The sequence below is a fragment of the Prolinoborus fasciculus genome (assembly GCF_056724605.1).
On sequence record NZ_JBWZQN010000012.1, the window covers coordinates 14,325 to 28,385 of the forward strand.

At 43.0% G+C, this 14,061-nt stretch carries 11 protein-coding genes and 1 riboswitch; of the genes, 4 read left to right on the forward strand and 7 right to left on the reverse strand.

Annotated elements, in window-relative coordinates:
- Positions 1-243: 243 nt before the first annotated feature.
- From AC1P5O_RS04425 to AC1P5O_RS04450, 6 genes are all read right to left on the reverse strand, one after another.
- Positions 244-600 carry a hypothetical protein gene (locus AC1P5O_RS04425; RefSeq protein ID WP_005261868.1) on the reverse strand — a complete coding sequence of 119 codons (357 nt, stop codon included), beginning with the start codon at positions 598-600 and terminating at the stop codon, positions 244-246.
- A gap of 18 nt (positions 601-618) precedes the next feature.
- The gene (locus AC1P5O_RS04430) at positions 619-2,064 is read right to left on the reverse strand and encodes a protein adenylyltransferase SelO (RefSeq protein WP_348942191.1); all 1,446 of its coding nucleotides are present in this window, start codon (positions 2,062-2,064) and stop codon (positions 619-621) included.
- Between the two features lie 132 nt (positions 2,065-2,196).
- Complete coding sequence (locus AC1P5O_RS04435) at positions 2,197-3,363, reverse strand: acyl-CoA desaturase (RefSeq protein WP_004647507.1); 1,167 nt, start codon at positions 3,361-3,363, stop codon at positions 2,197-2,199.
- A 440-nt stretch (positions 3,364-3,803) separates the two neighbouring features.
- Positions 3,804-4,517: a glycerophosphodiester phosphodiesterase gene (locus AC1P5O_RS04440; RefSeq protein WP_348942192.1), complete on the reverse strand. Its 714-nt coding sequence runs from the start codon at positions 4,515-4,517 to the stop codon at positions 3,804-3,806.
- A gap of 142 nt (positions 4,518-4,659) precedes the next feature.
- Entirely contained in the window at positions 4,660-5,244 is a 585-nt protein-coding gene (locus AC1P5O_RS04445) for a cob(I)yrinic acid a,c-diamide adenosyltransferase (protein ID WP_005261875.1), read from the reverse strand.
- Between the two features lie 102 nt (positions 5,245-5,346).
- A complete protein-coding gene (locus AC1P5O_RS04450) occupies positions 5,347-7,182 on the reverse strand; it encodes a TonB-dependent receptor plug domain-containing protein (RefSeq protein WP_253146987.1) in 1,836 nt (611 codons plus the stop codon).
- A 37-nt stretch (positions 7,183-7,219) separates the two neighbouring features.
- Positions 7,220-7,430, reverse strand: a riboswitch (cobalamin riboswitch).
- Positions 7,431-7,575: 145 nt separating this feature from the next.
- Between AC1P5O_RS04450 and AC1P5O_RS04455 the strand changes: the two genes are divergently transcribed.
- Both AC1P5O_RS04455 and trpB read left to right on the forward strand, forming a co-directional pair.
- Positions 7,576-8,220, forward strand: a complete 645-nt coding sequence (locus AC1P5O_RS04455; RefSeq protein ID WP_005261878.1) for a phosphoribosylanthranilate isomerase — start codon at positions 7,576-7,578, stop codon at positions 8,218-8,220.
- Positions 8,201-9,445 carry a tryptophan synthase subunit beta gene (trpB, locus tag AC1P5O_RS04460; RefSeq protein WP_005261881.1) on the forward strand — a complete coding sequence of 415 codons (1,245 nt, stop codon included), beginning with the start codon at positions 8,201-8,203 and terminating at the stop codon, positions 9,443-9,445. Before AC1P5O_RS04455 ends, trpB begins: the two co-directional genes overlap by 20 nt.
- A 125-nt stretch (positions 9,446-9,570) precedes the next feature.
- Here trpB and AC1P5O_RS04465 read toward each other — a convergent pair whose 3' ends face one another.
- Entirely contained in the window at positions 9,571-11,211 is a 1,641-nt protein-coding gene (locus tag AC1P5O_RS04465) for an acyl-CoA synthetase (protein ID WP_348942193.1), read from the reverse strand.
- A 233-nt stretch (positions 11,212-11,444) separates the two neighbouring features.
- Here AC1P5O_RS04465 and AC1P5O_RS04470 point away from each other — a divergent pair, with 233 nt between their 5' ends.
- Positions 11,445-12,731, forward strand: a complete 1,287-nt coding sequence (locus AC1P5O_RS04470; RefSeq protein WP_348942194.1) for a D-arabinono-1,4-lactone oxidase — start codon at positions 11,445-11,447, stop codon at positions 12,729-12,731.
- 9 nt (positions 12,732-12,740) lie between these two features.
- Positions 12,741-13,895 (forward strand): alanine racemase, encoded by a 1,155-nt coding sequence (locus tag AC1P5O_RS04475; protein ID WP_348942196.1) that lies wholly within the window; start codon positions 12,741-12,743, stop codon positions 13,893-13,895.
- Positions 13,896-14,061: the final 166 nt, after the last annotated feature.

The window sequence follows — 14,061 nt, forward strand, 5'->3', positions numbered from 1 at the left end:
GTCCCATAAAAACTCATAGTCTTGCATGAGTGTAATATCGTTTCCGTAAGGCTTAGGAGTTCTATAACTTAATATCGTTCCTTCTTTGTACGTACTTTTATGCCTGAAATCAAAATCACGGGTATCATCCGAATATTTTATTTGGTTGCAATAGTGGGCATGATCAGTTGCGAGAATGAAATAACAAATGTCGATTCCATTTCTCTTGTAAAGTTCTAAATTTGAAAGATCTTTAAAGACATCTTAACGGTTGTTAGGTTCCCGATGGTTACTTTTCTTAAAGAATTTTAGTTCTATAGCAGCACAAGTTTGATGATCACCATCTTGATAACGAATTAAAATATCAATTCTTGCTCGCTCAGATTGACTCTTAATACTCGTTGTTTTTAAAGGTAAAAATGTTTCAAACTCTAAATGGAATTTGTCGCTTAACCTAAACTCATACAACTGCCCAAGTGTTTTTAAAATATGTCCTAATTCTAATTGGAAAGCACTTTCGTTATGTGTAATTAATCCTCCAAATGCGAGTTTGTGAGTAAGCAGCTTATATGCTGTTTCAATAATTTCATGTGTCAATTTAGTTTGATCAATTTTTTGCATGTTTTTTGAGTCTATTTATTAAGACGAACAACTCACCATCACTTCAGGCACATCACTTGGCAATGGCGCTAAATCTTCAGGCTGTTCCAAATCGGGCTGTTTCAGGTAAGGCTGACTGAGTAATTTAAACAGACGGTCTACTTCAGAAAAATCATCCCGCTCTGCCAGTTCAATGGCTTTCTGTGCCATATGATTCCGCAGAATATAATGCGGATTGGCCAGTTGCATGGCGGCATCCAATTCTTCTATATCCTGGTGTTCACGGATAGATCTATATTGCGCCAGGAATGCTTCAAACTGGCGTCGGTCCAGACAATCATCTTTAAGGGCTTCATAGTCTTTATTTTGCAACCCGATAAAACTCTGGGTATAGTCTAGTTGCTCACTTTGCAAAATTCGCAGAAAGGCCATAGCGCAGTCAAAACTGTCTTTATGGAAACTTGGCAAGCCCATTTTCTGGTTTAAACCATGTTTATAATATTCCAAGAATGTTGGTTCATAATGCTCCAGACATGCAGCTAAATCCTGTTTCCATTGTTCTTTGTCATAATCTGTAGGGCAGAGCGGGACCAGATTGTTTAACCATTGCCACAAATTCCAATGTCCGATACTTGGCTGCTGCTGATAGGTATAACGCCCTTGATAATCCGAGTGGTTATTGATCCAGTTCGGACGGAAGCGCTCCATAAAGCCATAAGGACCAAAGTCCAAAGTTGAACCGGTAATATTCAGGTTGTCAGTATTCATCACGCCATGTGCAAAACCAACCAGTTGCCATTTGGCAATCATCACCGCAGTGCGCTGAATAACTTTTGTGGCAAAGCTCAGAATCGGCTGTTCGGCTTGCAGGCATTCTGGATAATGCCATTCGATACATTTCTGGATAAATTCAGCTAGTAGATCTGGCTGATACTGATTGATCCATTCAAAATGGCCGAAACGGATATGACAGTCTGAAGTACGCAACATCATCGCGCCCGGCTCTAGCTTCTCACGCTGAATACCTTGGATTGATGAAGTAAAACCAACTGCATTACTGGATGCTACACCTAAAGCATTTAAGGCATGACCTGCCAGATACTCACGAATGACTGAACGCAGTACTGCACGACCATCGCCCATGCGTGAATAAGGGGTTGCACCAGCACCTTTTAAATGCAGGTCAATGGTCTGATTATTTTTATCCAGAATTTGCGCAATCAACAACCCGCGACCATCTCCCAACTGTCCTGCCCATTGTCCAAACTGATGACCTGCATAGACCATAGCCAAGGGTTCAAATTCAGTAAAAACTTTCTGACCACTACAAATCTCGACCCATTGCGCCTTGTCTTCATCCGACCATTGCAGTTGCTCTGCTAAAGCTGCATTAAAATGTCCGGCTTTCGCACCTTTTAACGGCAGCGGAACTTGATGGTGATAGAGGCGGGCGGGCAGTGTTTGATAGCGAGAGTTAAAATACATGGCATCAGTACAGGATTGGAATAAATTTACTATAACAAAGATAGCTGTATAAAACTGTTGTATAAGCGAGAGTTCACGTTATCTTTCGGACATAAAAAAAGCCCCAATCGGGGCTTTAGTGTTCAACAGCTTTTATTGAGAAACTGCAGATTTTTTCAAATTACGAACCAGTAGATTCAAGGTTTGACGATGATGAGAAAGACGCTGTTCAACCAGCTGGAATTCAACTTTCAGCTTGTCATCCATCTGATGGATTTTTTCAGCCATCGATGCTTTCTTGACCTGAATTTCCTGTTCTTTCAGCTTCGCCCAGTCATTTAAAGTTTGGGTAAATGCATCATATTCCTGTGCGATCTTGGTTTTTACCGCCGAGATATCTTCAGAAACATCATGGCCATATACCGCAAGATCCTGTTCAGCATATTTAAACTTCATTGCCAATTCCGCTTTTTTGATATTAAAGCTAGGAATGCGGCGCAAGTTTTTAGCTAAACCAAGTTTAGAACAAGTCCAGATCAACCATTTAGTTGGATCGTATTGCCACCATTTTACGCCGTTACGGTAATCGTATTGGAAAATGTGGTGATAGTTATGATAACCCTCACCCCAAGTTGCAACCGCGAGTACGAAGTTGTCACGTGCAGTATTTTCGTCGGTATAAGGACGATTTCCCCACATGTGGCATAGCGAGTTAATGAAGAAGGTTACATGATGGCTCAGGATTAAACGCATTAATCCACCCAACAGCAATACGCCCCAGACATCGCCGACTGCCCAGCCAATTGGCAATAAAATCGCGGCATGAACAGCTATTACTAAAGGAACGTAGTATTTGTCCTGAAACATCACCACTTTGTCTTTTAACAGATCTGGCGCATTTTTATAGTTGGCAGCACCAGATGGATAATCACGTAACATCCAGCCAATATGTGCGTACCAGAAGCCTTTATTGATCGAGTACGGGTCTTGATCAACATCATCGACATGACGGTGATGGGTACGGTGACCAGATGCCCAGAATAAAATACTATTCTGTACAGCAAATGTACCCATAATCATCAAGATGATTTTTAATGGTAAAGTGGCTTCATAAGCACGATGTGCCCACAGGCGATGGTATCCTGCTGTAATGCCGAGGCTGCTTACGCCCAGTAAAACAAACATACTGATCCAAGCGGCAGCGCTAAAATCATGGTGATACGCATACAACGGAATCGCAATCAGGGCTACAATCGGTAAAAATACCAATGCAAACACAGCAATCCAGTTGATGGGGGCTTTGGGTAAGGGAGCATTCATCTCCAACAGCACTCCTAGAACCTCGGAAGGTATAACAAAAAGCAGAAACTACTGTTGGTTTTAACAGCAGCCTATCTTGTCCATATTAGCATGTGCCCTAAGGCATCACTAGCATTATTGTACGGTTGTATTGTACTTGTCGGTAACAGAATTAGTAGGGCAGAAGTGACCATTTTGCGAGCGTAGACGGGTTCTGATTTCCTACTAAGTGACTGAGGATTATCACTCTTTCAGAAAATGGAAACCGAATGAATCAGAGGAAAATGGTTGTTCATAATTTCTACAATATTATCAGCAAATTTGCGGAATATAGATGTTGGACAACTTTATTTCACTTTCAAATAAAATCTGATTAAGGACGATTCACGCTTTCCTTATTGTATTATCGACATGAACTGGGTCAAGAAATACCGAGATCAATCAAGGCTAAGAGAGATTATCTAGAGTTGTTGTAGCATCAATTTTGGATAATCGGTAATCAGCCCCTGAATGCCCCAGTCTCGCAGCTGTTTAGCTCGGGTCACATCATTGACCGTCCAGACACTGATATTCAACTCGGCAGCCTGAGTGGCCTGAATCAGGTCTTTACTGGCCAGTTCATCCATCCAGCCAATATGACAGCATCCCAGTTCCAGCGCCTGATCAATGGCCTGATGTTTAACATCGGTTTCAATCAATAAACCGCGTTTTAAACGTGAGTTATGCTGTTTGAAAGCATCCAGAATTTTGGCATCAAAGCTGGTAATAATGGCTGCCTGCTCATAACCTTGTAACTGCTGTTCGACTTTAAACGCGATTTTTTCAGCTGCTGCTTCAGAGTCAACACTTTTAATTTCGACTTCAATATGCTCAAAATTTCGAATGACATTTAAGGTTTGATCGAGCAGTGGGGTTGCTTCGATTTTATTCCATTCTGACCAGGCCATTGCGTGATTATATTGGGTAAGATCTTGACGGTTACACTCATATAGATGCTTCTGCAAACCGGTGGTACGCACAAAGTCGTCATCATGCATGATAATTAAAGCGTTGTCTTTAAGCTGACGGACATCAAACTCAACGGCGCGAATGCCGATCTCCTGAATATATTGAAAACCGCCCAAGGTATTTTCAGGGGCTTCGCCACGTGCACCACGATGTCCAATTATGCGCATAAGATGCTCATGAGTGGGAAAGTTAAGTTCATTTTGCGAGGGCTACGTGACAGAAGGATGACACATTCTATTTTCGTCAGATGCTCTGTAAAATCAAGAGACATCTGACGTGTATTTTTAGATGCTAACTTGAAACATAATTTTACTTTTCGATGCTGTCATTGATATTTTTTTGCCATAGTATTTCGGAGCCGCCCTCAGCACGTTGCAGGGTGCGTGATGCGACAAATAACCAGTCCGATAAACGGTTAAGTAGTTGCAGTGACGCTGCCTGAATATTTTGGTCACGGTGATGCACGGACATCACGCTGCGTTCTGCGCGACGGCAGACTGCACGCGCCTGATGGGCAAAGCTGCACACCAGCGTTCCGGCAGGCAGAATAAAGTCTTTTAACATCGGCAACGCTTCATTCATGCGGTCGATATCATTTTCCAGAAACTCAATCGATACCGATTGCACCAGATTAAAATCTGGAATACATACTTCACCACCCAGATCAAATAGCCAGTGCTGGATCAGGCTTAAAGATTTATCCCAAGTAGCTTGATCTTCAATGTTACTTGCTGAAATTTGTGCACGTAATACGCCAATCACGGCATTTAGTTCGTCGACATCACCGAGTGCTGTGATACGCAAATCATCTTTGGCAACACGTGAGCCATCACCGAGTCCTGTGGTACCTGAATCGCCTGTGCGGGTGTAGATTTTGCTTAAACGGTGGCCCATATGTGTTCCTTGAATTTTTAATGAAGATAATAAAAAAGGATAATGTCGGTCATAACATTATCCATAAACTGCGCTGTTTTAAAGTTTTTTGCTGTTTAGAGCTTAGTATTTAAAGGTGATGCCTGCAGAAGCGAGACGGCCACCGTTCACATAGTACTGGTCGCCAGCGCTATGCACAGTTTTGTATTTCACATCACCGACATTTTCAATGTTAGTAAACAGTTTAACTGTTGGATTAATATTCCAATATGCATTTAAGTCAACACGTGCATAACCTGGAATATCACGACTAAAGTCCTTCGCTTTCGATTTTGCTACCAGTGCAGCACTTAAACCGTAATCGGCATTTTGTAGACCTGTCGATACAGTGAATGACTGACGAGGGCGACGTAATAGCTCTGAATTCTGTTTCGTATCTTCAGTTTTGACATAAGTGTAACCGGCATTAATAAAGAACTGATCTTTTGCCCATTGTGCCGTCAATTCGCCGCCAGTCATCTTGGCTTCATCAATGTTTTGGTTTTGGTAAACAGTAGTTGGAAGCCACTCTTCTCCACAATCAATAATACATTCCGAATTAATTAAATTATCGACTTCCGTATAGAAAGCGGAAGCACCTACTAAAATATTTAATGGAAGTTTTTGATCTATCCCCATTTCATACGAAATGCTTTCTTCAGGCTTCAGTTGATCATTGCCGCCAAAAGCATACATATCATTTAAAGTCGGTGCCTTAAATGCTGAACCAATATTGGTATAAATGCTGGTATTAGGGAGCAGTTGATAACGGATACCACCTTGTGCAACGGTATGTGAGCCAAATTTTTCGTTATCTTCGACACGCACACCCATCTGAGTGCTTAAGCTATTTGTCTGATACTGATGCTGAATATAGTAGCCTGTTGAATTAATATCTTCATCAATAGCCTGGGTTTTTGCATCGGTATTACGCTGGGTAATGCCCAGTAAAACATTTTGTGCTGCTGTGAAATTCCATTTGCCATAGATTTCTGCTTCTTGCGTGGTGCTATGTACAAAGCTGCTTGATGTGACCTGATCTAAGTCATCTTTAAACTGAGATAGACGTGCATTAATTTCAGTGGCTTGTGTTGGGTTAATACGACCTTTTAAGTTTACAATTTTATTTTCAAAATCTTGGCTGGAAAATGCACCCCAATTACTGTATTGGACATTTCCTGAATTTTGACTGTAATCGAGTGATGTTGCATAACGCTCTTTTTCAATACCGAATTTTGCACTATAGCCTTTTTGATCATAACTGTAGTCACGGTTGTCATTGATATTGAATACAGGTGTGCCGTCAGTTTCTAAAACTTGACCGCGAATCTGCGCATACACCCCATTTTCTGCCAAGTCAGCCCCAATAATTGATTTGTAGGTTTGATTCTCACCAATTTCACCTGTTACAAAGGCACTCGTTTTTTCAGGCGTTTTTGTTACAAACTGCACTACACCACCAATTGCGTCTGTACCATAAAGCACAGACGCAGGGCCTTTTAATACTTCAATCTGTTTAAGATCTGTGGTGTCTAAAAAAGGAATAGACGCTGCACCTGTGGTGGCTGTATTTAAACGAACACCATCACGTAGTACTAAAACTTGATTGGAATTGGTACCGCGTAAAAAAATAGAAGTTTGCTGGCCATAACCACCCGATTGCACGACATTAATACTTGGGTCTGTTTTGAGTAAATCTGGTAGTGCTTTAAGAGGTGATTGCTCAAGAATTACAGGTTCAATAATCGAAATACGCGCTGGTACATTTTCAATGTTTTCTGCAGAGCGAGTTGCCGTGACCACAATGGTATCTAAAGATGCTTTCGCAACTTTTTGCTCGTTAGCAAAAACAGATGAAGTGGTACCCAACGCAAGTGCGATCGCACCTACCAAGGCAGTAGGTTGAAATTGAATAGACATGAATTGCTCCCTACATTCACTTCCCCGTGAATGATTGAGTTATAGAACACAACAAGCAGGTTTCCGGACTTAAATGTGCAAAGCAGCGACTTTGCTGTATATCCACCTTCCCACATCAAGATGCAGTGGTGTAAACCGAAGAGTTTAAATTGATAGACGTTTCATTTTTTACCGTTGCGGGGGCAGTGCTGGATTTACACCAGCTTCCCTAAAGCCTGAAGGCTTGGACTTGCTGCAAAGTGAGCGCAGTATAAAGTCAGTATGAGTTATATACAATCTGCATAGAGAATAATCCGGATGAACTTTTACGCAAGTCAGAAAAATTGCATTACAATGATTTGCCCCAATCTTACAGATTGTTCAATACATTGGTAGATCTAGAGCCAACATAATATGCGAACCCGTGCCAAAATTTGTGGAATCACCCGAGTTGAAGATGTACATGCCGTAGTCAATGCCGGCTGTGACGCGATAGGATTTGTATTTTATCCACCGAGTCCACGACATGTTACTTTAGAGCGGGCTGAAATCCTGATTCAGTCGGTTCCAGCTTATGTACAGGCGGTGGGTTTATTTGTGAATAGTCACGCAGATGAAATTCAGGCGATTTTAAATAAAGTACCGCTGGATATTTTGCAATTTCATGGCGATGAAACGCCTGAACAATGTCAGGCCATCGCCCAACAGGTCGGACGCCGCTGGTATAAAGCCATTCAGGTAAAACCTGATCTGGATGCAGTCGCAGAAATTCAAGGTTATCAAGATGCAGGCGCAAGCGCAGTGCTATTAGATGCATGGCATCCTGATCTGAAAGGTGGCACAGGGCACAGCTTCGATTGGGACACATTTCCCAAACTCAATATTCCCTTGATCTTGGCAGGCGGTTTAAATCCTGACAATATTGAACAGGCAATTCTCACCACACAGGCGTATGCCGTCGATGTGAGTGGCGGTGTCGAGTCCGCAAAAGGTATTAAAGACCAACAACTCATAGAACGCTTTATGCAAGGAGTCCATCGTGGATCAGCAAAGTACTAGCCAGAACAGTCAGGCAGTTGACTATACCCAATTCCCGGATGAACGCGGGCATTTCGGTATTCATGGCGGACGTTTTGTGTCAGAAACACTCATGGCGGCTTTAGAAGACTTGGAAAAGCTCTATTTCCGTATGAAAGATGATGCGCAGTTTTTGGCAGAATTTGACCGTGACATGGCGTTTTACGTCGGTCGTCCGAGTCCTTTATATCATGCTGAACGATGGTCGAAAGAGTTGGGTGGCGCACAGATTTACCTGAAACGTGAAGACCTGAACCATACCGGTTCGCACAAAGTAAATAATACAATCGGTCAGGCCTTACTGGCGAAGCTTTCCGGCAAGAAACGTATTATTGCCGAAACAGGGGCAGGCCAGCACGGTGTGGCGACGGCCACCATCGCAGCACGTTTAGGTCTTGAATGCGTAGTATTCATGGGCGCAGACGATGTAAAACGTCAGGCGATGAACGTCTACCGTATGCGTTTATTAGGCGCGACGGTTGTGCCGGTAGAAAGTGGCTCCAAAACATTAAAAGATGCCATGAACGAAGCCATGCGTGATTGGGTGACCAATGTTGATTCAACTTATTACGTGATTGGTACTGTGGCAGGTCCACACCCATATCCGCAACTGGTTCGTGATTTCCAGTCGATCATTGGTCGTGAAGCACGCCGTCAGATTCTGGAACAGGCTGGCCGTTTACCAGATGCCCTGGTAGCATGTGTCGGTGGTGGATCTAATGCAATGGGCTTGTTCTATCCATTCCTGAATGACCAAGATGTGAAAATGTACGGCGTTGAAGCAGCAGGTCATGGGATTGAATCAGGTAAACATTCTGCGCCATTGAATGCCGGTCATGTCGGTGTTCTGCATGGTAACCGTACTTATCTGATGTCGGATGCGCAAGGCCAGATCATCGAAACACATTCAATTTCTGCAGGTCTGGATTATCCAGGTGTGGGTCCGGAACATAGCTTCCTGAAAGATATGGCTCGTGTTAAATACGTACCGATCAATGATCAGGAAGCTTTACAAGGTTTCCGCGACTTGACCAAGATTGAAGGCATTATTCCGGCGTTAGAAAGCGCACATGCTATGGCTTATGTCACTAAACTTGCACCGACCATGGACAAGGATCAAATTATTATTGCGACGGTTTCAGGTCGTGGTGATAAGGACTTGATGACCGTTGCCCGTATTGATGGCGTGGAAATGGTAGAGATGTAAGCTCCTTAAAGTCCTCTCCTTGCAGGAGAGGGTTTGGGAGAGGTTATTTCAATAAAAAATCGTGCTAAGTTTTCTTAGCACGATTTTTTATTGAGTAGATTTTGAAAGAACACGTTTGTATGGAATTAAGAGAATTCACCTTGCGCGCGCTCTTTGGCCCATTCACGTAAAACAAATTTCTGCAATTTTCCGGTCGAAGTTTTTGGAATTTCGGTAATCACCACATCCTTAGGCACTTTAAAACGGGCCAGATGCTCACGGCAAAATTCCATAATTTCTTCTTCAGTGGCCTTGGTGCCTTCTTTGAGCTCAATAAAGGCACAAGGAACTTCCTGCCAGCGTGGATCAGGCTTGGCGACTACCGCTGCAGTCAGCACCGCCGGATGCTGATACAGTACTTCTTCCACTTCAAGCGATGAAATATTTTCTCCGCCAGAAATAATCACATCTTTGGAACGGTCGGTAATTTTGGCATAGCCATCCGGTTGGCATACCGCCAAATCTCCCGTATGGAACCAGCCACCGGCAAAGGCTTCTGCTGTCGCCTCAGGATTTTTCAGATAACCTTTCATCACGATATTGCCACGGAACATGATTTCACCCATGGTCTGACCATCATGTGGCACTTCCTGCATGGTATCCGGATCAAGCACTTTCATGCCATCTTGCAATGGATAAGGTACGCCTTGGCGGGAGTGCAACTGTGCTTGTTCCTGAATAGATAAATCACTCCAGCCGGCTTGGGATGCGCACAGTGCAGAAGGACCGTAGGTTTCTGTCAGGCCGTAGACATGGGTTACGTTAATGCCAATATTGCGCATGCCTTCAATGATTGCTGCTGGAGGTGCGGCACCCGCCACCATCACTTCGACACGGTGATCAATTTTGGTCTTTTTCTCTTCAGGTGTGTTAATCAGCATCGACAGGACAATCGGTGCCCCACAGAAGTAATCGACTTTATGTTCGGCAATCAGTTTAAAGATCAGTTCAGCATCGACTTTACGCAAGCAAACGTTGGTTCCGCCGTTGGCTGCCATGGTCCAGGCAAAGCACCAACCATTACAGTGGAATAGCGGCAGTGTCCATAAATAGGTGGCACGTGGTGTCATGCCACAGGCAATAATATTACTGGCTGCGTTAATGTAGGCACCGCGATGATGATAGACCACGCCTTTCGGGTTGCCTGTGGTTCCAGAGGTATAGCTTAAGCTGATGGCATCCCATTCATCTTGTGGTAGATGCCATTCAAAGTTTGCATCGCCTTGCGCAATCCATTCTTCATATTCAATTTGACCAATACGTTGATCTTCACCTTCAAACTCTACATCGGCCACATCAATGACATAAATGTCTTGTGAAACTAGAGCGAGTGCTTCAGTCGCAAGTGCGGTAAATTCAGGATCGACCAATAACACTTTACTTTCAGCATGTTCTAGCATGAAAGCAAGGGTCTTGGCATCCAGACGGGTATTTAAGGTATTCAGAACTGCGCCTGCCATCGGCACAGCAAAATGCGCTTCGATCATGGCAGGGACGTTAGGCAGTAAGACAGACACGGTATCATTTTTACCGATGCCTAATTTTTGGAGTTGGTTGGCAAACTGACGACAACGGTTGTATTTCTCACGCCAGGTAATACGACGCTTACCGTGAATAATCGCGTTCTGGTTTGGATAGATATAAGCTGCACGATCAAGATAGCGTAAAGGTGATAAGGCTACAAAATTCGCGGGGGTACGCGGTAATTCATCATATGCGCTAACCATTGTAAAACTCCGTTCTATATTTATTTTCATATCCTGTTGAAAAGATATGTATTTCTCAGAAATCTTGCATTTATGCTTTAGTCGAGTACGATTTTACAAATTTTAAGTAATTGAATATTAATAAAAATATTTAACCCTACTTAAATGTTCTGAACGCCTGGGTTCCCAAGTTTGATTTTTTAGGTATTTTACTCTAATTGAGCGATTAAAATAATATCAGCCAAGGAAGAATAATGAAAATACAACAGGCGAATGACGTCTGGCGAAACTGGTCGGGGAGCCAGTTTAGTGCAGTCCATATATTTAAACCAATAAATATCAATGAATTAAGTGATGTGGTGCAGTCGCATGCACATATTCGTGCAGTGGGGGCAGGACATTCCTTTAGCCCATTGGCCAAGACAGATGAGGTGTTGCTTAATCTCGATTTGTTAAAAGGTATCGTTGCCTTTGATCAAGAGAAAACCCAATGCACCGTGCGGGCCGGGACGCGTTTATATGATTTGGGGAAAGATCTGGTACCGATCAATCAGGCCTTAATCAATCAGGGCGATATAGACCAGCAAAGTCTGGCCGGAGCGATTTCTACCGGAACGCATGGCACGGGCATCGATTTACCTTGCATCTCTGCTTTCGTGGAAGGCTTTGAATTACTGACCGCGGATGGAGAGCTGTTGCAATGTCATCGTGAGCAGAATGCTGAGATATTTCAGGCTGGACGGGTGGCGTTGGGCAGCTTGGGCATATTGACCCAAATAACCCTGCAAAATCGACCACGATATAAACTAAAAGAACAGATCCAGCTCTGTTCATTAAAAGACATATTTACCCATATTGGTCAATGGAAACATCAGCACCGACATATTGAGTTTTGGGCTTTTCTGCATGCCGATCAGGTGATACTGAAAACCCTGGATGACACGGAGGATGACATTCAGCCGAGACAGGAAAGCTGGCCTTCGGAAGGTACTTTATTAACCGTATGTTCGGAATTGACGCGACTTTTCCCAAAGACAAATCCCTATCTGCAAAAACTGCTGAGTGTGTTTGTTAAATCGACTTGCTATGTAGATTGGTCATCCCGGATTTTTCCGACCCCGCGCCAGACCAAATTTAATGAAATGGAATATCAGATTCCGGTTGATTCAGGCTTGCAGTGTCTGGACGAGATTCTGCATATTTTACGTAAACATCAGGTGCCGATGTTTTTCCCGATCGAGTTCCGTTATGTCAAAGGCGATGAGATCTGGCTGAGTCCTTTTTATCAGCGTGATTCAGTTTCTATTTCCATCCATCAGTTTTATAAACAGGATTACCATGCCGTATTTGATTTGGTCGAACCTATTTTGCAGAAATATCAGGGACGGCCACATTGGGGGAAATTGCATTCCATGAGCGCAGCTTCACTTCGGAATTTATACCCGAAATGGGACGATTTTATGACGCTGCGTCAGCAACTGGATCCCAAGCAAAAATGGCTAAATCCGTACTTAAAGCAGCTTTTTTTGCCTGAAAATTAGGAAATGGCGATGCAACCGAATTATTTTCAGCAATTAACCCAGGATTTAAAACAGCAGGGAACAGGCACGCCGCAACTGATTTTAGATGTAAAAACTTATCAATATAATTTGGACTATGTACAGTCAAAATTACCTACGCAGTTAAAACCACGCTTGGTGGTGAAATCCTTGGCCAATATGCAGTTGCTTAAACTGGCTAGTGAAAAACTGAATACTCAGCGTTTTATGCTGTTTCATCTTCCGCATCTCGCAGAGATTATCCAAGCCTTTGAACAAGCCGATATTTTGCTGGGTAAGTCTATGCCGATCCGGGCAGTAGAACTGTTTTATCAAAGCAATGGTCAACACGATATTTATATTCAATGGCTGATTGATGATCTGGGGCGATTACAACAATATCTGCAGCTCGCTCAACAACTCGACATCAGTTTGAATGTAAATATTGAAATTGATGTCGGTTTGCATCGTGGTGGAGTACAAAATTCGCAGCAATTTGTGGCATTGCTTAAGCTGATTCAACAACATTCAAAGCATTTAAAACTATCAGGTTTGATGGGCTATGACGCGCATGTCGCAAAGTTACCAAAAATCATAACAAGTCCTGAAAAAAGTTATCAACAATCGCAACACACTTATCAACACTACAAAGCCATTCTTCAGCAGCAATTCCCGGATTTATGGCATGAGGGTCTGTGCTTTAACGGAGGTGGAAGTCCGACCTTTATGCAGCATTGCCAGCAGAGCGAATGCAATGATCTGGCTTTTGGTTCCATGTTGGTCAAGCCGAGTGATTTTGATTTGGATCATTTATCGGAACTCAAATGTGCACTCTGGATTGCCACTCCAGTATTGAAAGTTTTGCCCTATAGCCAATTGCCCGGTTTGGAGCTACTGAATCATCTTCCACATAAATATAAAGCTTTGTTTGTGTATGGTGGTTATTGGCGAGCAGATTATATTTATCCTGAAAAAAGCCGGCCGCATGTGTTGTATGGCCGCAGCAGCAATCAGGAAATGCTTCAGGTGCCTAAACCGTGTGACATTGCAGTGGATGATTATGTGTTTTTAAGGCCGACTCAGAGTGAAGCGATTATTCCGCAATTCGCTCAGCTTTATGCTTACATACAGAGCAAATTCGAAATATGGGATAGCTTTAGAGAATAAAAACAAAGCCGAAAATTTCCTGATCTGAGTAAAGGCAAAGTATTGGCAAATAAATTCAAAATGAGCCAAATCGCGAATTTTCTAGGTGAAAAGGTTTAATCCCGTGGCTAAGACGTGTAAAATTCAAGTCGATTTTTATTTATCCACCGTTTTTATCTTTTGAGGT